We start from the raw sequence: 25,588 nt of genomic DNA on the forward strand, positions 1-25,588 counted from the left end.
GTGGTTGCCGCCGTGGCACCGGTATTGCTGCGCTGCAAAGCACTATGGACGGCGTTTTGCCGCGCTGCAAGACCTCACGTGAACGTAATCCAAACGAGATTTGAGACGGTTGTGGATCATCGTGCGATCGGTGCTTGTCGCGGCGGAGGTCGGCGTGCACACTCTTTTGCAGCGCTGTAGCGGTGGGGCCGCCGCGCCGGTCCGACGGAGGAGAACGATGCGCGACGCCACGCTGCGTGACGTAGCAGAGCTCGCGGGCGTGTCCGCGCGGACGGTCTCGAACGTCGTCAACGGCTACGCCAGGGTGACCGAGCGGACCCGCGAGAAGGTGGAGCGGGCGATCGCTGAGCTGGGCTACCGGCCCAACGTGCTGGCCCGAAACCTGGCCAACGGCAGGTCCGGGCAGATCGCCGTGGTCGTGCCCTACCTGGACACGCCCTACTTCGCGGAACTGCTGCAGGCGATCATCCCCAGGGCGCGCGAACGCGGCTACAACGTCCTGATCGACCAGACCGACGGCGACCCGGCGCACGAGCGCGAGCTGATCCGGCGCGGCGCGCGGGCGCTGCTGTTCGACGGCATGATCTTCAGCCCGCTCGGGCTGGCCCAGGAAGACCTGGACGACGGCGACCCGACGTTGCCGCTGGTCGTCTTGGGCGAGCGGTCGTCCAACGGCACGTTCGACCACGTCGGCATCGACGACGTGGCGGCGTCGCGGGAGGCCACCGCGCACCTGATCGCGCTGGGCAGACGTCGGATCGCGGCCATCGGCGACCAGCCGTACCCGACCGGTGAGGCGGCGCAGCTGCGCACGCTCGGCTACCGGCAGGCGCACGCCGAGGCCGGGTTGCCGGTGGACGAGTCGCTGATAATCCGCACACCGCGGTTCAACCGGGCCGACGGCTGCGGTGCGATGCGCGTGCTGCTCGACCGGGACGACCCGCCGGACGCCGTGTTCTGCTACAGCGACCTGGTCGCGCTCGGCGCGCTGCACGAGGTGCTGGAACGCGGGCTGCGCGTGCCCGAGGACATCGCCCTCATCGGGTACGACGACATCGAGGAAGGCCGCTACTCCAACCCGACGATCAGCACCATCTCGCCGGACAAGGTGACCATAGCGACCACGGCGGTGGAACGGCTGCTCGCGCGCATCGACAGCACCGGGCCGTTGGCGGGCATCGAGGTGCGCGCCGCGCACAAGCTGATCGCCCGGCAGAGCACCCTGGGCCGCACTCCCCGCCCGTGACCCGAACGTTCAACTCGCCTGTTCCGAACGCAGGACTCTCGCGCTCTGAACGTAGGACTCGCGCGTCGCGAACGTAGGACTCTCGCGCATGTCCTACGTTCGGGTACCCCGAGTTGAACGCTCAGGCGGAGGCGGAGGTCTAACGGCGGGAGCGCGGGACGACCAGGCCCGACTCGTAGGCCGCGACCACCGCCTGGGTGCGGTCGCGCAGGCCGAGCTTGTTCAGCACCCGGCTCACGTGCGTCTTCACCGTCTCCTCCGTGACCACCAGCCGGGCGGCCACCTCCGTGTTCGACAAGCCCTCCGCGACCAGCCGCAGCACCTGCGTCTCCCGCGGGGTGAGGGTGGACAGGGCCGACCCGGACGTGGCCGGCTCCGGGCGCAGCCGGGCGAACTCGCTGATCAGGCGACGGGTGACGGTCGGGGCCAGCAACGCCTCGCCGGCCGCGACGACCCGCACCGCGTCGAACAGCTGCTCCGCCGTCACGTCCTTGAGCAGGAAGCCGCTGGCGCCCGCGCGCAACGCGTCGTAGACGTACTCGTCCAGGTCGAACGTGGTGAGGATGAGCACCCGCGGCCCGTCGGCGAGCCGGCGCGTGGCCTCGATGCCGTCCACGCCCGGCATCCGCACGTCCATCAGCACCACGTCCGGTGACAGCTCGCGGCAGACCCGCACCGCCTCGCCGCCGTCGGACGCCGTGCCGACGACGGTGAAGTCGGGTTGCGTGTCGAGCAGCGCGGCGTACCCGGTGCGGATCACCTGGTGGTCGTCGGCGACCACGACCCGGACGGCGTTCACGACCCCGTCGGCGCTCACCCTGCCGCCCCCGCCGGGAGGCTCGCCTCGACCAGGAAACCGCCCACGGCCGTCGTGCCCGTGCGCAGCCGGCCGCCGACGGCCGCCGCCCGTTCCCGCATGCCGGTCAGCCCGTGCCCGCCGGACGGCGCCGCGCCGCGCGGGCCGGGCCCGTTGTCCCTGATGCGCAACCTCAACGCCTCCTCGGTGTAGTGCAGCTCCACGTCGACCGCCGCGCCGGGCGCGTGCCGCCGCGCGTTGGTGAGGGCTTCCTGGATGATCCGGTACGCGGCCAGTTCCACGCCGGGGTCCAGCGCAGTGGGCGTGCCGGAGACGATGAGCCGCGCACCCGCGCCGGACGTGTCGCGCACGTCGTCGAGCAGTTCGTTGAGCTGCTGCAACCCGGGCTGCGGGCGCCGGTCCGCGACCTCCTCCGGCGCGAGCGCGTCCTCCCGCAGCACGCCCAGCAGCCGCCGCATCTCGGTCAGCCCGGCCCGCGCGGTGTCGCCGATCTCCGACAGCCGCTGCGCGCCGGCGGCGGGCATGCCGGGCGTGGTCAGCCGCGCCGTCTCCGCCTGCACCGCGATCATCGAGATGTGGTGCGCCACGACGTCGTGCAGCTCGCGTGCGATGCGGGCCCGTTCACCGCGCGCGGTGTGCTCCAGCAGGCTCCCGGCCACGGCCTGCCGCGCGGCCCGGTGCACCAGCGCCTCGCCGCGCGCCCACCGGGCGATCCCGATCCACCCCGCCGCCAACCCCGACGACGCCGCCAGCACGGTCACCGCGTCCGCGTCGCGCACGAGGGCCAGCACCGGGTAGGGCGCGGCCAGGCAGGTCGCCAGGACCTGTCCGCCCACCCGTCCCAGCCGGTACAGCACGATCAGCTGCGCGGCGAGGCCCGCCGCCGTGAGGCTGTGGAACAACCCGAGCGACAGCACCCCCGCCGCCGACACCGCGACCGCGGCGGGCTTCGGACGCAGGAACGCCGGCGGCGCGGTGGTCGCCAGGGCCAGCACCCCGAGCACCAGGACGAACTGCGGGTCGGCGCCGCCGGTCACCGCCCGCGCCACCGACTCGCCCACCGCCGCCGCGCCCAGCAGCACCACGGCGGCCCCCGGCACGTGCGGGCCGTCGGCCACCCGCCGGACCCACCCCTCTTCGCTCACCGGGTCATTGTCGTCGCCGACCCACGCCGATGCGTCACCGCAGGTGGTGACACCGACATCCCCCTCAGGAGGGACACGCCTCCCCCACGTCAGCGAGGGCGCAGACGGCTCTCCCGCGTGACGACCGGACCCGGGCCGCGCTCCTAGCCTTCCCGGCATGGAAGCAACCATCGAAGTCTCCGGGCTGCGCAAGCGGTACGGGCCGACCGTGGCGCTGGACGGGATGACGTTCACCGTCGCCCCGGGCAGGGTCACCGGCTTCGTCGGACCCAACGGCGCGGGCAAGTCCACCACGATGCGGGTGATCCTGGGCCTCGACTCCGTCGACGAGGGCCGCGCGCTGGTCGGCGGCCGGCCGTACCGGGCCCTGCGGCACCCGTTGCGGCAGGTCGGTTCCCTGCTGGACGCGTCGGCGCTCCAACCCAGCCGCACCGGCCGCAACCACCTGCTGTGGCTGGCCCACTCGCAGGGCCTGGGCGCGCGGCGGGTGGACGAGGTGGCCGAACGGGTCGGCCTGACCTCGGCGATCCGGCGCAAGGCGGGCGGCTACTCGTTGGGCATGCGGCAGCGGCTCGGCATCGCGGCGGCGCTGCTCGGCGACCCGCCGGTGCTCGTGCTGGACGAGCCGGTGAACGGCATGGACCCCGAGGGCATCCGGTGGGTGCGCGGCTTCCTGCGGTCGCTGGCGGCCGAGGGCCGGGCGGTGCTGGTGTCCAGCCACCTGATGAGCGAGTTGCAGGACACCGCCGACCACGTGGTGATCGTCGGCCGGGGCAAGGTCATCGCCGACATCGGCGTGGCGGAGCTGATCGAGTCCGCGTCCGGTGAACGGGTCACCTTGCGCACCAGCGCCCGCACGCCGGCGATGACGGCGCTGGCACGGGCGGGCGCGACGGTCGCCGTGACCGGCGCCGACACGCTCACCGTCACCGGGCTGTCCGGTGAACGGGTGGTGGCGCTGCTCGGCGAGAACGCGGTGCCGTTCTCCGAGGTGTCGGCGCACCGCGCGTCCCTCGAAGAGGCGTACATGGAGCTGACCAGGGACGCGGTCGAGTTCCACGCGGCCGAGGGGGCGCGATGAGCGGGCCGGACGGCTTCGGGCAGTTGCTGCGCGCCGAGTGGACGAAGCTGCGCACCGTGCGCGGCTGGGTGTTCGGCCTGGTCGCGGCGGCGCTGGTGATCCTGCTGATGGGGTTGTTCGCCGCGGCGGCGAGCAACTTCTCGTGCAGCGGCCCGAACGGCGAGCCGTGCGCGGGCAGCACGCCGCCGTCGGGTCCGGGCGGCGAGCCGGTGGTCGACAACTTCTCGTTCGCGCACCAGGCGCTCACCGGCGACGGCAGCATCACCGCCCGCGTAACGTCGCTGACCGCCGTGTCCTCTTCGGACGGTCAGGCGCCGGTCGAGGACACGCAGCCGTGGACCAAGGGCGGGATCATCATCAAGGCGAGCACCACCCCGGGATCGCCGTACGCCGCCTTGATGCTGACCGGCGGCCACGGGGTGCGGTTGCAGCACAACTTCACCGGTGACGTCGCGGGCACGCTGCGCGCGACGCCGAGCTGGCTGCGCCTGACCCGGTCGGGCGACACGATCACCGGCCACGAGTCGCCCGACGGCGCGACCTGGCACCTCGTCGGCGCGGTCACCCTGGCCGGGCTGCCGACGACCGTGCGGGCCGGGCTGTTCGCGGCCTCGCCGCACCACGAGGTGGTCACCGAGTCGTTCGCCAGTGCCAGCGGCCAGAGCTACCCGACGCGGGCGACCGCCGAGTTCGACCGGATCGGGCTCCAGGGTTCCTGGCCGGACCGGAAGTGGGTCGGTGACGACGTCGGCGGCCGAGGCGGGCCGCGCTCGGGTCCGGTCGGGTTCGAGGAGACCGCCGACGGCGTCACGGTGAGCGGGTCGGGCAACATCGCGCCGGTCGTGGCCGGGCGGGGCGGGCTCGGCAAGACGGTCGAGGGTCGGCTGGTCGGCGCGTTCGCCGGGCTGATCGCGGTCATCGTGGTCGCGGCGACGTTCATGACGTCGGAGTACCGGCGGGGCCTGATCCGCACGAGCCTCAGCGCCAGCCCGCGGCGCGGCCGGGTGCTGGCGGCGAAGTCGGTGGTGATCGCGGCGGTCACGTTCGTCACCGCGCTGGCCGCGGCCCTGATCACGGTGCCGCTGGTCCGGGCGGTCGAGGTGGACAAGGGGTTCTTCCTGTTCAGCGTGCCGACCGCGACCGAGCTGCGGGTGATCGTCGGCACGGCGGCTTTGCTCGCGGTGGCGGCGGTGCTCAGCCTGGCCGTCGGCACGGTGCTGCGGCGCAGCGCGGGGGCGGTGACGGTGGTGATCGTGGCGATCGTGCTGCCGTACATCCTGGCGATCGCGTCCGTGCTGCCGACCGGGCCGTCGGACTGGCTGCTGCGGGTGACGCCCGCCGCCGCGTTCGCCGTCCAGCAGAGCTTGCCGGAGTACCAGCAGGTCACGGCGAGCTACGCGCCCGCCGACGGCTACTTCCCGTTGAGCCCGCTGGGTGGGTTCGCGGTGCTGTGCGGCTACACGGCGGTCGCGCTGGGTGTGGCGTTCCAGGTGCTGCGGAGGAGGGACGCGTGAAGGAAGCGCTGCACGTGGAGTGGACGAAGCTGCGCACGGTGGCGGGCACGGCGTGGTTGCTGGCCGCCGTGGTGCTGCTGACCGCGGCGCTGAGCGTGGCGGCGTCGGTCGCCTGCGCCGACACGGGGTGCGGTGATCCGGCGAAGACCAGCCTGACCGGGATCGCGTTCGGCCAGGCCGTGGTCGCCGTGCTGGCGGTGCTCGCGGTGGGCGGCGAGTACAGCACGGGGATGATCCGGGTGACGTTCGCCGCGCTGCCCCGCCGGTCGACCGTGCTGGCGGCGAAGGCGGCCGTGGTCGGCGCGCTGGTGCTGGTGGCGGGCGCGGCGGCGGTGCTCGTGTCGGTGCTGGCGGGGCGTGGCGTCCTGTCGGGGGTCGCGGTGCTGTCGTTGGCGGACGGCCCGGTGCTGCGCGCGGCCGTCGGCTCCGTGCTCTACCTGGTGCTGGTCGGGCTGCTGAGCCTGGGCGTGGCCGTCGTGGTGCGTGACGCGGCGGCGGCCATCGGGGTGGTGCTCGGGCTGCTGTACCTGTTCCCGATCGTGGCCGCGGTGGTGTCCGATCCGGACTGGGTCAAGCGCTTGCAGCGGATCAGCCCGATGACGGCGGGGCTGGCGGTGCAGGCCACCACGGACGTCGGGAGCCTGCCGATCAGCCCGTGGGCGGGTCTGGGCGTGCTCGGGCTGTGGGCGGCCGGCGCGCTCCTGGTCGGCGGTCTGGTGCTCCGGCTGCGTGACGCCTAGGCCCTGGTCGGCCGGGGAAGCAGCAGGTGCACGGCGAAGCCGGCCAGGGTCGTCAGGACCACCTGGTAGAGGATCGAGAGCCGCGGGTCGCTGCCGACCGTGAACACCGCGTCCAGCCCGGTCGTCGCCACGCCGGCGAGGGTGAGCAGGCCGGTCACGTGCCAGCCGAAGAAGCCCGCCGCCCAGGCGACCAGCGGCCAGCGGTTGCGGTCGGGGCGGCGCAGGACCAGGTACGCGGAGAACGCGGCGGCGGCGTTGAAGAGCAGGCCGACGACCATGAGCTCGGCCAGGTCGCCGGACAGCAGCGTCGACAGCGTCTGCGCGACGATGAGGGCGATCATCGACCAGCATCCGACCCGGGTTTTGTCCACGGCGCGGATGCTAGGGCACGGCTCCTACCCTGACGGCGGCCGACCGCTCGTCGTGCACGTCGCCGTCGGGTGATCGATACGCTGACCGGATGCGTGTCTTGTTCACCTTCATCGGCGGGTTGGGCCACTTCCAGCCCTTGGTGCCGTTCGCCTCGGCCGTGGCCGCCGCCGGGCACACCGTCGCGGTCGCGGCCGGGCCGAACCGGTGCGAGGCGGTGGAGGCCGCCGGGTTCACCGCGATCCCGGTGGGTGCGGGAGGAGGGCCCGAGCCCTCGCAGGTCGGGCCGCTGCTCGCGCCCGACCGGGAGCGGGACGACCAGGAGCTGCGGGACGGGTTCGTGCGGCGGGGCGCGGCCGAGCGGGTGCCGTTGTACCTGGAGCTGTTCGAGCGGTGGCGGCCGGACGTGGTGGTCTGCGAGGAAGTGGACTTCGGCAGCGTGCTCGCGGCCGAGAAGCTCGGGCTGCCCTACGCGAACGTGCAGGTCATCGCGTCGGGTGCGTTCGTGCGGCCGGCGGTGGTCGGCGAGCCGATCGGCGAGCTGCGCGCCGGGCTCGGCCTGCCGCCCGACCCGGACCTGGTGATGCTGCACCGGCGGCTGCTGCTCTCGCCGTTCCCGCCCAGCTTCCGCGATCCGGCGTTCCCCTTGCCGGACACGGCTTTCCCGATCCGCCCGCCGGTGGGTCCGGTCGGCCGGTCCGACCCGCCGACCGTGTACTTCACCCTGGGCACGGCGTTCAACGCCGAGTCCGGCGACCTGTTCTCCCGGGTGCTGACCGGGCTGCGCGACCTGCCGGTGGACGTGATCGCCACGGTGGGCCGGCACCTCGACCCGGCCGCGTTCGGCCCGCAGCGGCCGGGCGTGCGCGTCGAGCGCTACGTGCCGCAGGAAACGGTGCTGCCGCGCTGCGACCTGGTGATCTCGCACGGTGGTTCGGGCAGCGTCGTCGGCGCGTTGGCGCACGGCCTGCCGACCGTGCTGCTGCCGTTGGGCGCCGACCAGCCGCAGAACGCCGAGCAGTGCGCGCGGCTGGGGGTGGGCCGGGTGCTGGACCCCGTCGCCGCCACGCCGGAGGACGTGCGGGCCGCGGTCGCGGAGGTGCTGGCGGACCCCGGTTACCGGCGGGCGGCGGCGCGCGTGCGGGCGGAGATGCTCGACCTGCCGGAACCCGCGCGGGCGGTGCCGTTGCTGGAGCGGCTGGCCGGCTGACTACCCGGTCCGGTCGCGGTTGCCCGTCGGCACGATGAGACCGCTCTCGTAGGCGACCACGACGGCCTGCGCGCGGCTGGACAGGGCCAGCTTGCCCATCATCCGCTTGACGTGGGTCTTCACCGTCGCCTCGCTGAGCACGAGGCGTTGGGCGATCTGGGCGTTGGTCAGCCCGTTGCCGACCAGGCGCAGCACCTCGGTCTCCCGCGCGGTCAGGGCGGCCGGCCGCGGCGCGCCGACGGCGGTGGCGCGGTGGTGCTGGGCGTAGGTCTCGATCAGCCGGTGGGTGATGTGCGGCGCGATGAGGATGTCGCCGGCCGCGATGGTGCGGACGGCGGAGATGATCCGCTCCGGCGGGGTGTCCTTGACCAGGAAGCCGGACGCGCCCTCGCCCAACGCGGTGTAGACGTACTCGGGCAGGTCGAACGTGGTCAGCACGACGATCCGGGGCGGGTCCTCCCGGTCGCGATCGGCCTGCCGGTGGCCGTCGGGCTCGCGGTCGTGGCCAGGGTCGTGGTCGGCCGGCCGGTGGGCGTCGGGGTCGCGGTGGGCGGCCAGGATCCGGCGGGTGGCGACGATGCCGTCCAGCACGGGCATCCGGATGTCCATCAGGATCACGTCGGGCGAGGTGCGGGCGGCCACCGCCACGGCCTGAGCGCCGTCGGCGGCCTCGCCCACGACCTCGAAGCCCGGCGCGGCGGTGAACAGGGCGACCAGGCCGGCCCGGATGAGCGCCTGGTCGTCGGCGATGAGCACGCGGATCGTCACCGGGCCTCGACCTCACCCATCGGCAGCCGCAGGACCACGCCGAACCCGCCCTCCGCCGTCGGGCCGGCGGTGAGCACGCCCCCGTACAGCTCGGCGCGTTCCCGCATCCCGCGGATGCCGTGCGGCTGGTGGTCCGGGCCCGACGCGACCCGCGCCGCCCGGCCGTTGTCGGTCACCTTCAGCACCAACGTCTGCTCGCCGTAGTCGACGTCGATCCGCGCCTCGGCCCGCCCCGCGTGCTTGAGCACGTTGGTCAACGACTCCTGCACCACCCGGTAAGCGCACAGGTCCGGCCCCGGTTGCAGCTCGCGGACCTCGCCGCTGATCACCACGTCGACCGGCAACCCCGCGCCCCGGGCACGTTCCACCAGCTCCTCGAGAGCCGCCAACCCGGGCTGCGGCCGGTAGTCGTCGTCGTGGTCCACGCGCAGCACGTCGAGCAGGCGGCGCATCTCGGTCAACGCCTCACGGCTCGTGTCGCCGACCGTGGTGATCGCCTTGCGCGCGGTCGCCAGGTCGGTGTCCAGCACGTACCCCGCGACACCGGCCTGCAACGAGATCACCGACATGTGGTGCGCGACGATGTCGTGCAGCTCGCGCGCGATGCGCACCCGCTCGTCCGCCACCGCCCGCGCCGCCTCCTCCGCCAACCGCTCGGCACGCCGCGCCCACCGCTTCGTGCCCTCTCCCAGCATCCACGCGCCCGACACGACCAGCACCGACTGCGCCACCTCCGACCACACGACCACGTCGGGCAGCCCGAAGAACGCCACCACGACCACGGCCACCGCCGCCAGGAACACGACCGCGGCCACGAGCCGGGACCGCAGCGTGGCCACGGTGAACATGCCGACCAGCGCGCCGACGCCGCCGCTGGGCAGACCGCCGAACCCGACCACGCCGTAGCACGCCAACGCGCCCAGCATCACCGCCATCGTGGCCACCGGCGCGAGCTGGCGCAGTGCGATCGGCGCGACGGTGAGCCCGCCCACCACGTACGCCGCCCAGCCGGAGCCGCCGCCCGTCTGGCTCACCGTGGTCGCCACCGTCAACGACGTCAGCACCACCGCGAGCAGCAGGTCGAGCCGGATCGGCTTGATCTTGGCCAGCACCGGTCCAAAGTAGTCGTGCGCCGGGACCTCCGTCGCCACCCTGCGGGTGGATCACCCGCTACCCCCACGGGGGTAGGTCGAGATGCCGTCGTGGGGCGACGCGCCGACCCGTCGCGAACCCTAACGTTCGGTGACATGAAACGACTCTGCGCGACAGCCGCGGTCGCGGCGCTCGTCCTCGCCACCGCGGGCACGGCCGACGCCCACACCGGCACCACCACCCTCCAGCGGCACGCCGACGCGTTGCTGGCGCAGGGCGCGCCCGGCGTGCTGGTCGAAGTGGACACTCCACGCGGCGACGTGCGGGTGCGCAGCGGTCACGGCGACGTCGACCGGCGCACGCCCGTGCCGTGGCAGGCGAAGTTCCGCATCGGCAGCTTCACCAAGCCGTTCGTGGCGGCGACCGTGCTGCACCTGGTCGGCGAGGGCCGGATGTCCCTGGACGACACCGTCGAGCGGTGGCTGCCCGGTGTCGTCGCCGGCCACGGCAACGACGGCGCGAAGATCACCGTGCGGCACCTGTTGCAGCACACCAGCGGCCTGGTCGACTACGTCGGCGAGATGCCGGAGCTGTTCCTGGAGGAGGAGTTCGCGAACGTCCGGTTCCGGGCCTACCGGCCGGAGCAGCTCGTCGCGCTCGCCGTGCGGCGGCAGCCGGACTTCCAGCCGGGCGAGCGGTGGAAGTACTCCAACACCGGCTACGTCCTGGCCGGGATGATCATCCAACGGGTCACGGGCAACACCTGGCAGCACGAGGTGCGCACGCGCGTCGTCGAGCCGCTCGGCCTGCGCGACACCCACCTGCCGGGCACGTCGCCGTTCCTGCCCCGGCCGCACGCCACGGCGTACGAGCGGTTCCCGGAGAAGGGCCTGGAAGCCGACCCGGAGGACCCGCGGTACGGCCGCGCGCTCGACGTGACCTACTACAACCCGTCCTGGGGCGGCGCGGCCGGTGACATGATCAGCACCACCGAGGACGGCAACGAGTTCCTCAAGGCGCTGATCGGCGGTGAGGTGCTGCGGCCCGCGCAGCTCGCCGAGATGACGAAGACGGTGCCCGCGCCGGAGCTGGACGAGGCGTGGGCGGGCGCCGCGTACGGGCTCGGTCTCATGCGGATCCCGAGCTCGTGCGGCGACTACTGGTCGCACGGCGGCGACATCCCCGGCTTCAAGACCCGCAACGGCGTGACGGCGGACGGCAGGCGCAGCGTGGTGGTGTCGATCAACACCGACTCGATGGTGGCCGAGCCCGGCGCACCCGAGTTGGACCAGGAGGTCACCAAGGACCTCGTCGACCACGCGCTCTGCGGTCCCAAGTAGACCCTGTTCTGCGGTGGGACACCCGCGTGGTGTCCCACCGCCGGTTCACGTCCGCGCGGCGTCCCGCACCAACAACGCCGCCTGCACCCGGTTCTGACAGCCCAGCTTGGCCAGGATGCGGCTCACGTACGTCTTGATCGTGGCCTCGCTCATGTGCACGCGGCGGCCCACCTCGGCGTTCGACAGCCCTTCCGCCACCAGCGCGACGATGTCCGACTCGCGCGGCGTGAGCGTGGCGAGCCGGCGTGCCGCGTCCTCGTCGCGCCCGTCCACCGCGACCATCCCGAGCACGTGCCGCGTCACGGCGGGCGACAGGTACGCCTCACCGGCGTGCACAGCCCGCACCGCGCGGATCAGCTCGTCCGGCGCGCAGTTCTTCAGCACGAACCCGTCGACCCCCTGCCGCAGCGCCAGCCGGACGTTGGCCTCGTCGCCGAACGCGGTCAGCACCACCACCCGCGGTCCGCTCAACGCGGCGGCTGCGGCCAGGCCGCCCATCACCGGCATGGCGAGGTCCAGCAGCGCCACGTCCACGCGGTGCCGGCGGGCGGCTTCCACGGCTTCGCGGCCGTCGGCCGCCACCGCGACCACGTCGAGGTCGCCCGCCGACTCCAGCACCGCCCGGATGCCCGCGGTGATCAGCGGTTCGTCGTCGGCGATCAGCACCTTGATCACGAGAGGGCCTCCACCCGGTCCGGCACGACGGGCAGCATCGCGATCACCCGGAACCCGCCCGGCTCCTCGTGCACGCGCAGCAGGCCGCCGGCCGACCGGACCCGTTCGGCCAGGGCCGCCAACCCCGTCCCCCGCGCGTCCCGGACCCGGCCGCGGGTCGGGTTGGCCACGCCGAGCAGCAGCGCGTCCGGCTGCCAGTCCAACGACACCACCACCGGCTCGCCGGGCGCGTGCCGGGCCGCGTTGGTCAGTCCTTCCTGCACGACCCGGTAGGCGGCGTGCCCCGCGTCGCCGGTCGCGAGCGGTCGAGCGGCGCCCGAGCGCTCGACGGTCACCGCGACACCCGCGCGTCGGAACTCCTCCACCACCTCGTCGACGCCGTCCAGACCGGGCGAGTCGCGCAGGGTGGCCACGACGGCGTGCAGCTCGTCCACGGCGGTGCGGGCGGCGTGCGCGAGGTTGCGCGCCACCGGGCGCTGGTCGGCCGGGAGCGGGGCCACCTCCAGCGCCGCCGCCTGCACCGAGACCAGGCTGAGCCACCGGCCGAGCGAGTCGTGCATGTCCACCGCGATGCGCAGCCGTTCCCGCAACCGCTCGCGCTCGGCGTGCAGCCGCCGTTCCCGGCGCAGCCGCTCGGCCTGCCTCGTCAGGTGCACGCCCGCGACCAGCGGCAACGCCACCAGCAGCGCGACGCGGGCCAGCGCGGGCCACGGCTCGGTCGCCAGGCGCTGCGTCGGCACCAGCAGCACGGCGGGGTAGGCGAACGCGGCGACGGCGGTCAGGACCAGGTCCCGGCGTGAGGCCACGTGCCGTCCGGCCTCGTGGCTCGTGCACGCCAGCAGTGCCAACGCACCGCCCGTGACCAGCGCCATCGCCACCGCGATCGGGAACGCCACGAGCGGTCGCCGGGCGGCGAGCGCCATGACCAGCGCGGTCAGCGCGGCGTGGGCGGCCAGGCCACCGGCCGACATCCCCTCCAGCCACCCCAACCCCGTGTCGGCCACCACCACTGCGAGCAGCAGCGCAGTCCTCGCCATGGCCGCCACCCTAGCCGGCCGCGGTGGGCCGTCCACTTTGGTGGACACCGCCGACGACGATCGCGAACAGCGCCCGGCGGCCCGGTCTTCCTAGCGTCGGAGGCGTGATCAAACTCCTCCTGCCGCTGCTGCTCGTCGTGCCGCCGCACGCCGACCGGCCACCGGCCACCCTCGACTGGCAACCCTGTCCCGACAACGGCGCGGTCGCCGCCGAGTGCGCCGACCTGCCCGTGCCCGTGACCTCGGCCCGTACCGTCACGCTGAAGTTGGCCCGCCTGCCCGCCACCGGCGTCCGCAAGGGCGCGGTCGTGGTCAACTTCGGCGGGCCGCAGGGCGACCAGATCGCCTTCCTGCGGTCCCGACCGCAGGTCTTCGACCGGATCCGCGAGTCGATGGACGTGGTGACCTGGGACCCGCGCGGCTACCCCGGCCTGAGCGCTCCGGCGTTGGACTGCGACTGGCGGCTGCTGCGCACGCCGCGCTTCCCCACCGACCAGGCCGGGTTCGACCGGCTCGTCGCCGACAACCGCGCGCGGGGCGACCGGTGCCGCGACACCGACCCCGACCTGTTCGACCACATGGACTCGGGCAGCGACGCCCGTGACGTCGAGGCCATCCGGGTGGCGCTCGGCGAGCGGCGGGTGAACTTCATCGGCACCTCGTACGGCGGCGTGATCGCGCAGGCCTACGCCCGGCGGTACCCGCACCGCGTGCGCACGGTCTACGTCGACGGCACGGGCAACCACAGCGCGCGTGACTGGGACCGCGAGCTCGACGCCATCGCCCGGGACAACGAGGCGTTCGCGAGGCGGTTCCTGGACTGGGCGGGACCGGGTGTCGAGCGGCGTTGGCAGGGGCTGGTCGCCCGGGCCGACGCCGAGCCGATCCCCGCGCTCTCGGTCGGCGTCGCCTACGACGGCACGCAGTTGCAAGCGCTCGCGTTCGGCAAGCTCAGGGGCGGCCCCGACCGGTGGGCCGAGGTGTCGCGGGCCATCACGGCGGCCGAGGCCGGTGACGCGTCCGGTTTCGCGCCGCCGCCGGGCCGTGACCCGAACCCCGGGCTGCCCGGCGGCGGGGTGAAGGAGTGCCTCGACTTCCCGCACTCCGACTTCCGGCAGGTCACGCGCACCGTCGAGCGGCTGCGGCGGATCGCGCCGAACACCGGCGCGTCGTTCCCCCTGGCCTGGCACCTGCCGCTGACGTGCACGGGCTGGCCGACACCGACGGCCAACCCGCCCGCGCCGCTGCCGTCGACGCTGCCGCCGTTCCTCGGCGCGGGCACCTGGCAGGACCACGCGCCGACGAAGCGGGTGACCGACCAGGTCGCGGGCAGCCGCACGATCTTCCACGACGGGCCGGGTCACAACCTGTTCGCGGGGATGATGAACCCGTGCGTCGTCGAGCACGTGAGCGCCTACGTGACCGACCGACGCCTGCCGCCCGCGAACACGACCTGTCCCTGACCGTTCCACCAACCCGGCCGCGGACAGGCCATGATGTACGGCGTGGAGTCCACCCGTGTGGACCGCTGGCTGTGGGCGGTCCGGCTGACCAAGACCCGATCCGACGCCGCGGCGGCGTGCAAGGGCGGGCACGTGCGCGTGAACGACCGGCCGGCCAAGCCCGCCACGTCGGTGTCACCCGGTGACGAGGTGCGTGCACGAGTGGGTGACACGACCCGGATCGTGGAGGTCGTGCGGGTGATCCAGAAACGCGTCGGCGCGGCCGACGCGGTCGGCTGCTTCATCGACCGGACCCCGCCGCCACCACCGCCGACGGAAGCTCCCGCGCAAGTCGCCCGGCGTGACCGCGGCGCGGGCCGGCCGACCAAGCGTGAACGCCGGGTCCTGGACAAGTTCCGCACCGGCCGGCTGTGAGGGCACGGGTCCGCCACCGGGTGGCGGACCCGTGCGTCGACCGGATGGCGTTCAACCGGTCTGGACTGTTCGGGTGAACCAGGCGAAATCCCCCTAACGGGCTAGCCAGTCGAAGCGATCAAGGAAAGGACGGCGTTCTCGCGTGGGCGGCCCGCACCGCCGCGGTGGGAGGTGCGGTGGACCGGAAGCGGCGGGACGAGCGGAACCGACGGGTCGGGCTGGCGCGCTGGCGGCTGCGGGAGGGCGACTCGGCGGTGATCGCGGGCCGGTTCCCGGAGGCCGCCGACCTGTACGCCGTAGCGGGCTACGAGCTCGACGGCCTCGACCGCCGGGACCGCGAGGTAGCGGTGCTGCTCGCCCAAGCCCTGGCCGGGCACGGGCGGGTGGACGTGGAGCTCGGCAACCCGCAGCGCGCGCTGGAGACGTTGACGACCGCCCTGGACCTGGTCGAGCAGGCCGAGCCGAACGGCGCGCTGCACGCGAAGGTGCTCGTCTGCCGCGCGTGCGCCCTGCGCGGCACGGGAGCGTTGGACGAGGCGGTCGCGGCGTTCGCCGGGGCGTTGGCAATCCAGCGGAACGTGGACCGGACCGGCGAGACGGTGGTCTGCACGCTCACCGAGCTGTCGCACACGTGCCGGCTCCAGGGCGAGGGCCGTGCCGCCGAGCACGCCGCCCGGGAGGCCGTCACGATGGCCGAGCGGATCGCGCCCGGCGGCATGGCGGCGGCGGTCGGCCACCACACCCTGCGGCAGGCGTTGGACGACCTCGGGCGGGTGGACGAGGCCGAGGCGCACCTCGCCCGCAGCATCGACCTCCTGCTGCGGCACGCGCCGGACGCGTCCGTGACCGCCGACGCCGTCGACCGGTGGTGCGAGGTGGCGCTGGCGCGGCAGGGCCCGCACGACGCCCTGCCCGGCATCGACCGGCACCTCGCCGTGATCGAGCCGCTGGCGACCGGCGCGCCCGTGGTCGGCGTGCTGCGGTTGTGGCGCGGCATCGGGCTGGCCGCGCTCGGCTCCGACGAGGCGGACACCGAGGCGTTGCGCGAGTTCGAGACCGCCGAACGCGTCCTGTCCGCCCGGCCGGACCAGGCGGAGCGGGCCGCTCGGGCCAGGACCAAGCGGGCGGACCTGCTGTCGTGGCACCAGAGCCCGGAGTCCGCCGACCGCCCGACGTCCTAGCGCGGCTCGCCCAGCTTCACGGCCACCACGCCGCCGAGGATCAACGCGCCGCCGGCCAGCTGGACCAGGCCCGGCGCCTCGCCGAGCAGCAGCCACGCGAAGAGCAACGCCATCACGACCTCGGTCAACGCCACGAACGACGCCAGCCGCGAGCCCAGCCGCCTGGTCGCGGCGATGCCGACGACGTACGCGAGGGCCGCCGTCACCACGCCGAGCGCGAGCACCGGCAGCCACCACGCCACGGTGAACCCGTCGAACGCGACCGGCGCGGCCGACACCGCGAACGGGACGATCCCGACCGCGCCCGCCAGCACCAGCACGACGCCGCCCAGCAGCAATCCGCCGGCGGCGAGCACGGTCCCGGGCAGCCCTTCCGCGTCACGCGCGTTGAGCACGAAGTACACCGCCGCGCCCACCATCGCGGCCAACGCCCACAGCACGCCGACCACGCTGACGTGCGCGCCGGACACGACGTCGAGCACCAGCAACAGCCCGACCAGGCCCAGCACGCCGCCGAGGACCGTCAGCCGGGTCGGCCGCTGACCGTGCCGCAGCCACAACCAGCCGACCACGGCCACCGGCGCGGTGTACTCGACCAGCAGCGCGACCCCGACCTCCATGTGCGCGACGGCGTTGAAGAACGCCAGTTGGCAGCCCGCCACGGCGACCAGCCCGTACGCCGTGATCAGCGGTGCGTTGCGGCGCAGCAGGCGCCACCGGCCGCGCAGCTGCACGACCGCGATCGGCGCCAGCACCGCCGCGGCCAACAGGACGCGCACGGCGACCGCGGCGGCGGAGGACCAGCCCGCGTCCATCAACCCGCGCGCCAGCGGCCCGGACAACCCGAAGGACGACGCGGACAGCAGCGCGAACCCCAACCCGGCCCGCAGACCGCCCACCTGCACGTCATGCGTCATCGTCGCCATGACCCATGACGCTATGGACCTCGGGAGTAATCTGTCAACATGCTTTTCACCCATGACACGACGGCGTCGCTCGTCGCCGCGGTCGCCTTGGTGAACTCGGCCGAGGAGCCGGACACGATGACCGGCCAGGCGCAGCTGGACGCGTTCTTCGCCGAGCACGGCTACACCGGCTCACGCACGCACGACGCGGCCGAACTGGAGGCCGTGCGAGCGCTGCGCGGCACCCTGCGACGACTGCTGACCAGCGACCGCGACACCGCCGTCGGGATCGTGAACGACATCCTGGCCAGGCACCGGGCCGTGCCGCGGCTCGTGCGGCACGACGGTTTCGACTACCACCTGCACGCCACCGACCCCGCGACCCCGCTCGCCGACCGGATCGCCGTCGAGACGGCCATGGCGATGGTCGACGTGATCCGCGCCGACGAGATGAGCCGCCTCTCCGTCTGCGCGGACGAGACGTGCGGCGGGCTCGTGCTGGACCTCTCCCGGAACCGCTCGCGCCGCTATTGCAGCACGACGTGCGGGAACCGGATCGCCGTCGCGGCCTATCGCGCCCGCCGGCACTGAGACTTCTCGCACTTCGCCGCGGAGGTGACCTCCAGCCGAACCCGGTGAGCCACATCACTCCATCGACGGCCTCGCCACCGGACTGACAATGATTACCATTCTCCCAGTCCTGTTCGACGCCCCTTCGGAGTAGCACGCGTGGCGCACTTGTTGATGATCGAGAGCTGGGTCGGCGCGATGGGTTCGTCGCTGCCCCGCGCGATCCACGAGTCCGGCCACCGGTTCACCTTCCTCACCCGCGACCTCCGGCACTACCCGCGTTCCGCGCCCGCGCACCCGCACCCGTTGCCGGCGGCGGACAACGTGCTCACCGCCGGGACCAACGACGTGCCGTCACCGCTGTCCTACGTGGAACGCGCGCACGGCGTGCCGGCGTTCGACGGCGTGATCTCGTCCTGCGACTACTACCTGTCCACCGTCGCCACCGTGGCCGCGCACCTCGGCCTGCCCGGAGCGGACCCGAAGGCCGTCGAACGCGCCTACCGCAAGGACCTCACCCGCGCGACGTCGCCTACGAGGAGTTCGACGAGGTGCACTGGCTCGGTCCGGTCGAGGTGGTCGACGCGCTCACCGGTGTCGACGCGCTGGAACAGCCGATCGCGCCCGGTCGCCGGGACGAGCCGGCGTGGCTGCGCGAGCGGTGCCCGGTGCCGTTGATCGCGGACGGGGACGCCGCCGCGGTCGCCGACGTGCGGGCGTCGACGGGCCTGGTCGACGGGGTGAACGTCAAGCCGGCCAGGTGCGGCGGGATCACCGCGGCCCGGGAGGTCATCGACGTCGCGCGCGGGTGCGGCCTGGGCGTGATGCTCGGCTGCCTGGTGGCCGGCTCACCGGGCATCGCGCCGGCCGTGCACCTGACCGGCTACGCGCGATGGGTCGACCTGGACGGCCACCTGCCGCCGGCCGACGACCCGTGGACCGGCACCGGCGGCGAGGACGGCGCCCTGCGCCTGGCCGGCGCACCCGGTCTCGGCGTTGCGCCCGCCACCGACTCGGGCGGGGTCGTGCGCCGATGAGGCGCTTCCCGCTGTCCGTGCGCCTGCTGCTGGTCAACCAGTTCGGCGTGAACACCGGCTTCTACCTGCTGATCCCCTACCTCGCCACGCACCTCGGCGACCTCGGTCTGTCGGTCGCGGCCATCGGCGCCGTGCTCGGCGTGCGGACGTTGAGCCAGCAGGGATTGTTCCTGTTCGGCGGCTCGGCGGCCGACCGGCTCGGGCCCCGGAGGGTGATCATCGCGGGCTGCGCGGTCCGGGCCGTCGGGTTCGGGCTGTTCGCGGCGGGCGAGTCGGTGGCGGTGCTGCTGGCCGCCTCCGTCCTCAGCGGACTGGCCGGTGCGTTGTTCAACCCGGCCGTGCGCGCGTACATCGCCGACGAGTCGTCCGACCGGGCGGGCGCGTTCGCGTTGTTCAACGTCTACGGGCAGGCGGGCGCGCTGGCCGGTCCGCTGCTGGGCGGCCTGCTGGTGCTGTGGGACTTCCGCGTCGCGGCACTGGTGGCGGCCGGGATCTTCGCCGCGCTCACGGTCGCGCAAGCCGTCGTGCTGCCCGACCGGCCGGCGGCGGCGCACCGGGGCACGGTGCTGGACGACTGGCGCGAGTGCCTGTCCGACCGGCGGTTCCTGGCGTTCACCGGCGCGCTCACCGGCATGTTCGTGCTGCAGAACCAGCTGTACCTGGTGCTGCCGCTGGAGGCGCGGCGGCTGTCCGGCTCGTCGTTCGCCGTCGCGGCGCTGTTCCTGGTGTCCACCCTGGCCACGCTGCTGTTCCAGGTGCGCATCACCCGCGCGCTGGGTCGGCTCGCGCGCGGTCGGGCCATCGCGCTCGGGCTCGCCGTGACGGGGCTGGGGTTCGTCGCCACGGCGGTGAGCCACGTCGGCCCGCTCGGCGGCATCACGCCCGTGCTGGTCGCCGCGCTGCTGCTGGCGGTCGGCGCGATGATCGCGCACCCGTTCGTCTACGAACTGATCCCCGCGTTCGGCCGCACGGGTTTGGCCGGCACGTACTTCGGCGTGTTCTACCTGGTCTCCGGCCTGGCCGCGGCCCTGGGCAACGCGGCGATCGGCTGGGTGTTCGGCCGGTCGGCCCCGCTGGCGTCGCTGCTCTGCGTCGGCGTCGGGCTCGGGTGCGCGGCGGCCGTGGCCCGGCTGCACCGACGTGGCGCGCTCACCGTGGAACGAGAGGCGGCCCGATGAGCGAGAACCTGCTGACGGACAACCCCGGCCTCCACGAGCAGCAGTTCCCCGACCCCGACCACGTCGCCGCCCGGTTCGCGCACGACGTCGTGACCAGGTTCGGCGCCGACCACCACTCCGGGGCCCGGCGCACCCTGCTGGACGTCGGCTGCGGCACCGGCCGCGACGCGGGCCACCTGGCCGGGCTCGGCTACGAGGTGGTCGGGCTGGACAGCTCCGAGCGCGTGGTCCAGCTCGAACCGGGCGGCCTGCTGGTGGCGGAGCTGCGCAACGGCGCGTTCTTCCTGGGCAGCACCGAACTGCTCGACGGCGCGCGCACCCGCACGGTCGTCTGGGGCGGCGTCCCCTACACCTCGCACACCAGGCTCTGGATCGACCCCGTCGGTTTCGACGTGCTCGCCCTGTTCGACGCACCAGGGCCGCGCACCGAACCTCCTTGGGCACCCGACCACCCGTGGACGGCCGACGCCGAGTTGGGCGAAGCCCTTTCCGGAGACCGCCTGCACCACGTCGCGCGCCTGCGCCACTGAAAGGAAGCACATGCACTCCCTCAACCGCCGCGGTTTCCTCGGCCTCACCGCCGGCCTCTCGGTCGCCGCCCTCACCGGGTGCGGCGCCGCCGAACCGACCTCCGCCGCGTCCACCCCGCGCGCCGGCGGCCGGCTGCGCGCGGCGTTCGCGGGTGCCGGGGCCAAGGAGGTGCTGGACCCGCACCTGGCGAACCTGTTCGTGGAGGCCGCCCGGTCCAAGGCGCTGTACGACAAGCTGGCCGACCTCGGCCCGGACGTCTCCGCGCAGCCCAGGCTCGCCGAGAAGTGGGAGCCGGACGCCACCCTGACCCGCTGGCGGATCACGCTGCGGCAGGCCGCCTTCCACAACGGGCAGCCGGTGCGCGCGGACGACGTGCTGGCCAGCTACGCCCGCATCCTCGACCCCGCCCGCGCGTTCCGGGCCAAGTCCAGCCTCGCGCTGATCGACCTGCCCAACAGCCGCGCGGTGGACGAGCGCACGGTGGAGTTCGCGCTGAAGCGGCCGTTCGTGGAGTTCCCGAACGTGCTGGCGGCGTTCGGCGCGTACATCGTGCCCGCCGGCACGGAGGACTTCACCACGCCCGTCGGCTCGGGGCCGTTCCGCTTCGTGTCGTTCGAGCCGGGCAAGTCGGTGCTGCTCAAGCGGCACGTCGAGTACTGGGAGGGCGCGCCCCACCTGGACGAGCTGGAGTTCGTGATCGCCAACGAGGAGTCCGCGCGGGCGAACGCGCTGCTCGGCGGCCAGGTCGAGTACGCGCACGACCTCACCCCGACCACCGCGCGCAGCCACGGTGCCGGCGACCGGATGGCGATCCACCGCGCGCCCAACAGCGCCGTGCAGGCCTTCGCGATGAAGCTGGACCGGCCCCCGTTCGACAACCGGGACCTGCGCGAGGCGATGTTCCTGATGGCCGACCGTCCGCAGCTGGTCGAGTCGGTGCTGGCGGGCAGCGGGCAGGTGGGCAACGACCTGTTCGGCAAGGGCTACCAGCACTACGCCGACGACATCCCGCAGCGCACGCGTGACCTGGACAAGGCGAAGTTCCTGATCCGCCGCGCGGGCGCCGAGGGCCTCACGGTCAAGCTGGACACCTCCACCGCCGCGGCCGGGATGGTCGAGGCCGCCACGGTGTTCGCGGACCAGGTCAAGGGCTCGGGGTTGACCATCGAGGTGGTCACCGGCAACAAGGACAGCTACTGGTCCGACACGCTCAAGAACGGCTCGCTGTCGAGCTTCCGGTCCGGCGCGATGCCGATCGAGACCCACGTCGCGCAACGCCTGCTGAGCGGATCGGGCACGAACGTGACGAAGTGGGCCCGGCCCGAGTTCGACGCGCTGTACGACAAGGCCGTGTCCACTGTGGACGCGGGACCGCGCGGTGAGGTGTACCGCGAGATGCAACGCTCCCTGCACGCCGAGGGCGGCTACCTGATGTGGGGCTTCGCGGACTGGATCGTCGGCGCCGCGCCGAAGGTGGGCGGCATCTCCACCGCGCCCGCGAACACGCTCGACTGGGCGCGGTTCGACAAGGTGTGGCTGGGATGAGCTTGCGCCGGTACGCGGCCCGGCGGCTGGCCATCGGCCTGGTCCAGGTGCTCGCCGTCGTCACCGTGGTGTTCCTGCTGGTGCAGGCGTTGCCGGGGGACGCGGCGGTGGCGTTGGCGGGCGACAACCCCGACCCGCAGCGGATCGAGCAGATCCGGGCCGCGATGGGGCTGGACCGGCCGCCGCTTCCGCGGTTCGGCGACTGGCTGCGGGGGTTGGCGCGGGGCGACTTCGGCGTGTCGCTGATCTCCGGCCGGCCGGTGGCCGAGTTCCTGCACGACGGGCTGGGCCCGACGCTCGTGCTGGCCGTGCTCGCCCTTGTGCTGCTGGTCCCGTTGGCGGTGCTGCTGGGCGTGCTGGCGGCGTTGCGCGAGGGCGGACCGTTGGACCGGGTGGTCACGACGGTGACCGTGGGTCTGCACTCGATCCCCGAGTTCGCGCTGGCCGTGGTGCTGATCGCGTTGTTCGGGGTGCAGTTGCGGTGGTTGCCGCCCACGGCGGTGGGCGCCGACCTGCTCGGGCAGCCCGCCGTGCTGGTGCTGCCGCTGGTGGTGCTGGTCGCGCGGCCGTTGTGCTCGATCAGCAGGCTCGTGCGGGCGGGGATGATCGACGCGCTGGCGTCCGATCACGTCCGGCACGCGCGGCGGCTGGGCATCGGGGTGACGCGGGTCCGGTTCGCGCACGCGTTGCCGACCGCGCTGGCGCCCGCCGTGCAGCAGGTGGCGCGGACCACCGACTGGTTGCTCGGCGGCGTGATCGTGGTCGAGGCGGTGTTCGTCGTCCCCGGTCTCGGCACGATCCTGGTGGACGCGGTCGCGGGCCGCGACCTGCCGGTGGTGCAGGGGCTCGCGGTGGTGTTCGCGGTGACCACGGTGGCGGTGAACCTGGTCGCGGACCTGCTCGTGTTCCGGCTCGCGCCGCGTTCGGTGGCGATCGCGTGAGGGGCGTCGGCTGGCTGCTCGTGCTGGTGCCGTTGACGTTGGCGCTGGTCGGCCCGTGGTTCGTGCCGGACGAGCTGACCCGCGGCGCGCCGTTCGCGGAGAACTCGTCGTTGGGCACGGACTTCGTGGGCCGGGACGTGTGGCACCAGGTGCTCGCGGGCGGGCAGGCGGTGGTGCTGGTGGCGTTGCTGGCGACGGCGTTCTCGTACCTGCTCGGCGTGCCGTGGGGCGTCCTCGCCGCGATGACCCGCCTGCGGATCGTGGACGAGGTGCTGATGCGGCCCTTGGACCTGCTGCTCGCGGTGCCGTCGTTGCTGGTGCTGATCCTGGTGGCGGCGATCGCCGGGCCGGGGCTGACGGTGCTCGTCGGCGTGGTGGCGCTGGTCAACTTCCCGGACGTGGCGCGGATCTCGCGGGCCGCCGCGCTGGAGATCGCCGGTCGTCCGGCGCTGGAGGCGATGCGGTTGCAGGGCGAGGCGTGGTGGCGGACGTCCATCGTCTACACGGGACGGTCGATGCTGCGGACCCTGGCCGCCGACCTGGGCGTGCGGCTGACCGGCGCGCTGTACCTGGTCGCGTCGGCCAGCTTCCTGGGCGTCGGCGTCGCGCCGGACGCCGCCGACTGGGCCGTCATGGTCGACCGCAACCGGGTGGGGCTGTTCATCCAGCCGTGGGCGGTGGTCGTGCCCGCGTTGCTGATCGTGGCGTTGTCGGTGGGGTTGAACCTGGTGTTCGACCGGGCGTTGAGGGCGGAGGCGCGTACGTGACGACGGTGGTGCACGTGGAGGGCCTGCGCGCGGTGGCCGGGGCGCGCACGTTGGTCGACGGTGTCAGCTTCGCGCTGTCGGCGGGGCAGGTGGTGGCGCTGGTCGGCGCGTCCGGCAGCGGCAAGACCACCACGGGGTTGGCGCTGCTCGGCGAGCACGCGCCGGGCGTGTCGGTGAGCGGGCGGATCACGGTGACCGGGCGGGTCGGGTTCGTGCCGCAGCAGCCGTCGGCGGCGCTGAACCCGGTGCGGCGGCTCGGTGGCGTGTTCCGGGAGATCGCCGCCCTGCACCCCGGTGATCGCGACTCGTTGATCGCCGACGCGTTGCGCCGGGCCCGGGTGCCGGTGGAGCTGCTGCGCCGGTACCCGCACGAGCTGTCCGGCGGCCAGCAGCAGCGGGTGATGCTGGCGCAGGCGCTGGTCGGCGACCCGGCGGTGCTGGTCGCGGACGAGCCGACCACCGGGCAGGACCCGATCACGCGGGCCGAGGTGGTGGACGAGCTGTCGTCGGTCGTGGCGCAGGGGGTGGCGCTGGTGCTGCTCACGCACGACTTGGACGTGGTGCGCGCGTTGGCGGACGAGGTCGTGGTGCTGCGGGCGGGCCGAGTGGTGGAGGCGGGCCCGGTGGCCGACGTGCTCGACCGCCCGCGGTCGGCTTACACCGCCGAGCTGGTCGCCGCGCAGCCCCGGGTCACCGTGCCCGCCGAACGGCCGGTCGAGCCGGTCCGGCTGCGGACGCGGGCGGTGACGGCGCGGCACCGTGCCACGACCGTGCTGCACGACGTGGACGTGCGGGTGGGCGCGGGTGAGTGCCTCGCCGTCGTGGGGCGGTCCGGGAGCGGCAAGACCACGCTGGCCCGGTGCGTCGCCGGGCTGCACGCCGGGTTCACCGGCGACGTGCTGCTGGACGGGCGTCCGCTGCCCCGGTCGTTGCGCCGTCGGTCACGGGCGCAGTTGGCGGCGGTGCAGTACGTGTTCCAGGACGCCCGTGCGTCGTTCGACGCCTACCGGACCGTGCTGGACCAGGTGAGCCGGACCGCGGTGCGGCTTGGTGGCGTCGCCGACCCGCGTGCGGCGGCGTTGGCGGAACTGGCGGCAGTCGGGCTGGACGAGGCGACCGTGACCCGCCGGCCGGCCGGGCTGTCCGGCGGCGAGCTGCAACGCGCGGCGTTGGTGCGGGCGCTGCTGGCCCGGCCGGACGTGCTGGTGTGCGACGAGGTCACCTCCGGCCTCGACACCCTGACCCAGGCGAGCCTGCTCGACCAGCTCGCCGCGCTGACCTGCACCGTCGTGCTGATCAGCCACGACTTGGCCGTCGTCGCGCGGCTGGCCGACCGCGTCGCCGTGCTGCACCGGGGGCACGTCGTCGAGCACGGGCCGGCGGGCGACGTCCTGGGTTCCCCCACCCACCCGGTGACCATCGGCCTGCTGGGCCGCTCGATGGAAGGAACAGAGGAGAGGAAAACATGACCTTGTACCACCGCGAAGTAGGGCCTTACGAGGTCCGCCTTGCCACGCCGTCCGATGTGGACGGCGCGCGCAGCGTCATGCTGGACACGTTCTACCGGGAGTTCGGCTACGGCTACCGGCCCGAGTGGCACCGTGACGTGGTCGACCTCGACGGCGCGTACCTGCGGCCCGAGCGGCACGCGTTGTTCGTCGCGGTCAAGGGTGGCGAAGTGGTGGGGACGACCGGTGTGCGCGCCACGGCGCCGGCCAGCCCGCCGCACCCCGCCTGGCTGGCCGCCCGCTACCCGGACGGCAGCACGGCGCAGTTGTTCCGCGTGTACGTGCGGCCCGAGCACCGCCGTTCCGGGCTGGCGCGGGCGTTGGTCGACATGGCCACCGCGTTCGTCGCGGGGACGCCGGGCTACGAGCGGCTGTACCTGCACACCGACACCCGGATCGCGGGCGCCGAGCCGTTCTGGAGGTCCATGGCCGAGGAGGTGCACGACGCGCGTGACGGCGACCCGATCAGCTTCCAGACCGTCCACTTCGAGATCCCGCTGGCACGCTGAGAACA

Annotated in this window: 27 protein-coding genes; 19 read left to right on the plus strand and 8 right to left on the minus strand. The window is 73.7% G+C overall.

What is annotated here, in order from left to right; genetic code table 11:
- The first annotated feature begins 217 nt into the window (after window positions 1–217).
- Window positions 218–1,246, plus strand: coding sequence for a LacI family DNA-binding transcriptional regulator (locus AB0H12_RS03725; RefSeq protein ID WP_499620567.1), 1,029 nt, complete (start codon window positions 218–220; stop codon window positions 1,244–1,246).
- A 139-nt stretch (window positions 1,247–1,385) separates the two neighbouring features.
- Here AB0H12_RS03725 and AB0H12_RS03730 read toward each other — a convergent pair whose 3' ends face one another.
- Both AB0H12_RS03730 and AB0H12_RS03735 read right to left on the minus strand, forming a co-directional pair.
- Window positions 1,386–2,063, minus strand: coding sequence for a response regulator (locus AB0H12_RS03730; RefSeq protein WP_499620569.1), 678 nt, complete (start codon window positions 2,061–2,063; stop codon window positions 1,386–1,388).
- A complete protein-coding gene (locus tag AB0H12_RS03735) occupies window positions 2,060–3,208 on the minus strand; it encodes a sensor histidine kinase (RefSeq protein WP_499620571.1) in 1,149 nt (382 codons plus the stop codon). Before AB0H12_RS03735 ends, AB0H12_RS03730 begins: the two co-directional genes overlap by 4 nt.
- Before the next feature lie 157 nt (window positions 3,209–3,365).
- Between AB0H12_RS03735 and AB0H12_RS03740 the strand changes: the two genes are divergently transcribed.
- From AB0H12_RS03740 to AB0H12_RS03750, 3 genes are read left to right on the plus strand one after another with little or no spacing between them, the layout of a single operon-like run.
- The gene (locus tag AB0H12_RS03740) at window positions 3,366–4,289 is read left to right on the plus strand and encodes an ABC transporter ATP-binding protein (RefSeq protein WP_499620573.1); all 924 of its coding nucleotides are present in this window, start codon (window positions 3,366–3,368) and stop codon (window positions 4,287–4,289) included.
- Window positions 4,286–5,803 (plus strand): ABC transporter permease subunit, encoded by a 1,518-nt coding sequence (locus tag AB0H12_RS03745; protein WP_499620574.1) that lies wholly within the window; start codon window positions 4,286–4,288, stop codon window positions 5,801–5,803. The genes AB0H12_RS03740 and AB0H12_RS03745 overlap by 4 nt, the downstream gene beginning before the upstream one ends.
- Window positions 5,800–6,543 carry an ABC transporter permease gene (locus tag AB0H12_RS03750; protein WP_499620575.1) on the plus strand — a complete coding sequence of 248 codons (744 nt, stop codon included), beginning with the start codon at window positions 5,800–5,802 and terminating at the stop codon, window positions 6,541–6,543. The genes AB0H12_RS03745 and AB0H12_RS03750 overlap by 4 nt, the downstream gene beginning before the upstream one ends.
- On the opposite strand, the gene AB0H12_RS03755 is transcribed toward AB0H12_RS03750, so the two are convergent.
- Window positions 6,540–6,914, minus strand: coding sequence for a hypothetical protein (locus tag AB0H12_RS03755; protein ID WP_499620576.1), 375 nt, complete (start codon window positions 6,912–6,914; stop codon window positions 6,540–6,542). The two genes, AB0H12_RS03750 and AB0H12_RS03755, sit on opposite strands and share 4 nt — an antisense overlap.
- A gap of 89 nt (window positions 6,915–7,003) precedes the next feature.
- Between AB0H12_RS03755 and AB0H12_RS03760 the strand changes: the two genes are divergently transcribed.
- Window positions 7,004–8,122, plus strand: a complete 1,119-nt coding sequence (locus AB0H12_RS03760) for a glycosyltransferase (RefSeq protein ID WP_499620578.1) — start codon at window positions 7,004–7,006, stop codon at window positions 8,120–8,122.
- Here the strand turns inward: AB0H12_RS03760 and AB0H12_RS03765 are convergent, their stop codons facing one another.
- Together AB0H12_RS03765 and AB0H12_RS03770 are read right to left on the minus strand one after the other, a co-directional pair.
- Window positions 8,123–8,890, minus strand: coding sequence for a response regulator (locus tag AB0H12_RS03765; protein WP_499620579.1), 768 nt, complete (start codon window positions 8,888–8,890; stop codon window positions 8,123–8,125). It lies immediately after the preceding gene.
- Entirely contained in the window at window positions 8,887–10,002 is a 1,116-nt protein-coding gene (locus tag AB0H12_RS03770) for a sensor histidine kinase (protein WP_499620581.1), read from the minus strand. Before AB0H12_RS03770 ends, AB0H12_RS03765 begins: the two co-directional genes overlap by 4 nt.
- A 135-nt stretch (window positions 10,003–10,137) precedes the next feature.
- Between AB0H12_RS03770 and AB0H12_RS03775 the strand changes: the two genes are divergently transcribed.
- Complete coding sequence (locus AB0H12_RS03775; RefSeq protein WP_499620583.1) at window positions 10,138–11,322, plus strand: serine hydrolase domain-containing protein; 1,185 nt, start codon at window positions 10,138–10,140, stop codon at window positions 11,320–11,322.
- Window positions 11,323–11,367: 45 nt separating this feature from the next.
- Here AB0H12_RS03775 and AB0H12_RS03780 read toward each other — a convergent pair whose 3' ends face one another.
- A complete protein-coding gene (locus AB0H12_RS03780) occupies window positions 11,368–11,997 on the minus strand; it encodes a response regulator (protein WP_499620585.1) in 630 nt (209 codons plus the stop codon).
- A complete protein-coding gene (locus tag AB0H12_RS03785) occupies window positions 11,994–13,034 on the minus strand; it encodes a sensor histidine kinase (RefSeq protein ID WP_499620587.1) in 1,041 nt (346 codons plus the stop codon). The genes AB0H12_RS03780 and AB0H12_RS03785 overlap by 4 nt, the downstream gene beginning before the upstream one ends.
- A gap of 104 nt (window positions 13,035–13,138) precedes the next feature.
- Between AB0H12_RS03785 and AB0H12_RS03790 the strand changes: the two genes are divergently transcribed.
- The 3 genes from AB0H12_RS03790 to AB0H12_RS03800 all read left to right on the plus strand — a co-directional run bounded on the left by AB0H12_RS03790 (window position 13,139) and on the right by AB0H12_RS03800 (window position 16,092).
- On the plus strand, window positions 13,139–14,497 hold the full coding sequence (locus AB0H12_RS03790) for an alpha/beta fold hydrolase (protein WP_499620588.1): 1,359 nt from the start codon (window positions 13,139–13,141) through the stop codon (window positions 14,495–14,497).
- 42 nt (window positions 14,498–14,539) lie between these two features.
- A complete protein-coding gene (locus AB0H12_RS03795) occupies window positions 14,540–14,911 on the plus strand; it encodes an RNA-binding S4 domain-containing protein (RefSeq protein WP_499620589.1) in 372 nt (123 codons plus the stop codon).
- Window positions 14,912–15,087: 176 nt separating this feature from the next.
- Entirely contained in the window at window positions 15,088–16,092 is a 1,005-nt protein-coding gene (locus AB0H12_RS03800) for a hypothetical protein (protein WP_499620590.1), read from the plus strand.
- Here AB0H12_RS03800 and AB0H12_RS03805 read toward each other — a convergent pair.
- Window positions 16,089–17,018: an EamA family transporter gene (locus AB0H12_RS03805; RefSeq protein ID WP_499620591.1), complete on the minus strand. Its 930-nt coding sequence runs from the start codon at window positions 17,016–17,018 to the stop codon at window positions 16,089–16,091. The two genes, AB0H12_RS03800 and AB0H12_RS03805, sit on opposite strands and share 4 nt — an antisense overlap.
- 39 nt (window positions 17,019–17,057) lie before the next feature.
- Between AB0H12_RS03805 and AB0H12_RS03810 the strand changes: the two genes are divergently transcribed.
- From AB0H12_RS03810 to AB0H12_RS03855, 10 genes are all read left to right on the plus strand, one after another.
- Window positions 17,058–17,588 (plus strand): CGNR zinc finger domain-containing protein, encoded by a 531-nt coding sequence (locus AB0H12_RS03810; protein ID WP_499620593.1) that lies wholly within the window; start codon window positions 17,058–17,060, stop codon window positions 17,586–17,588.
- Between the two features lie 138 nt (window positions 17,589–17,726).
- Window positions 17,727–18,245 carry a hypothetical protein gene (locus AB0H12_RS03815; protein ID WP_499620594.1) on the plus strand — a complete coding sequence of 173 codons (519 nt, stop codon included), beginning with the start codon at window positions 17,727–17,729 and terminating at the stop codon, window positions 18,243–18,245.
- Window positions 18,143–18,604 (plus strand): enolase C-terminal domain-like protein, encoded by a 462-nt coding sequence (locus AB0H12_RS03820; protein ID WP_499620595.1) that lies wholly within the window; start codon window positions 18,143–18,145, stop codon window positions 18,602–18,604. The genes AB0H12_RS03815 and AB0H12_RS03820 overlap by 103 nt, the downstream gene beginning before the upstream one ends.
- Window positions 18,601–19,782 (plus strand): MFS transporter, encoded by a 1,182-nt coding sequence (locus AB0H12_RS03825; RefSeq protein ID WP_499620596.1) that lies wholly within the window; start codon window positions 18,601–18,603, stop codon window positions 19,780–19,782. The genes AB0H12_RS03820 and AB0H12_RS03825 overlap by 4 nt, the downstream gene beginning before the upstream one ends.
- The gene (locus AB0H12_RS03830) at window positions 19,779–20,312 is read left to right on the plus strand and encodes a class I SAM-dependent methyltransferase (protein WP_499620598.1); all 534 of its coding nucleotides are present in this window, start codon (window positions 19,779–19,781) and stop codon (window positions 20,310–20,312) included. The genes AB0H12_RS03825 and AB0H12_RS03830 overlap by 4 nt, the downstream gene beginning before the upstream one ends.
- A 10-nt stretch (window positions 20,313–20,322) precedes the next feature.
- Entirely contained in the window at window positions 20,323–21,858 is a 1,536-nt protein-coding gene (locus AB0H12_RS03835) for an ABC transporter substrate-binding protein (RefSeq protein ID WP_499620599.1), read from the plus strand.
- Entirely contained in the window at window positions 21,855–22,799 is a 945-nt protein-coding gene (locus AB0H12_RS03840; protein ID WP_499620601.1) for an ABC transporter permease, read from the plus strand. The genes AB0H12_RS03835 and AB0H12_RS03840 overlap by 4 nt, the downstream gene beginning before the upstream one ends.
- Window positions 22,796–23,566, plus strand: coding sequence for an ABC transporter permease (locus AB0H12_RS03845; protein WP_499620602.1), 771 nt, complete (start codon window positions 22,796–22,798; stop codon window positions 23,564–23,566). Before AB0H12_RS03840 ends, AB0H12_RS03845 begins: the two co-directional genes overlap by 4 nt.
- Window positions 23,563–25,035 (plus strand): ABC transporter ATP-binding protein, encoded by a 1,473-nt coding sequence (locus AB0H12_RS03850; protein ID WP_499620604.1) that lies wholly within the window; start codon window positions 23,563–23,565, stop codon window positions 25,033–25,035. Before AB0H12_RS03845 ends, AB0H12_RS03850 begins: the two co-directional genes overlap by 4 nt.
- The gene (locus tag AB0H12_RS03855) at window positions 25,032–25,583 is read left to right on the plus strand and encodes a GNAT family N-acetyltransferase (protein ID WP_499620607.1); all 552 of its coding nucleotides are present in this window, start codon (window positions 25,032–25,034) and stop codon (window positions 25,581–25,583) included. The genes AB0H12_RS03850 and AB0H12_RS03855 overlap by 4 nt, the downstream gene beginning before the upstream one ends.
- Window positions 25,584–25,588 lie beyond the last annotated feature (5 nt).

This window comes from Actinosynnema sp. NPDC023794, assembly GCF_040639675.1.
Classification (GTDB): Bacteria; Actinomycetota; Actinomycetes; order Mycobacteriales; family Pseudonocardiaceae; genus Actinosynnema; species Actinosynnema luteola.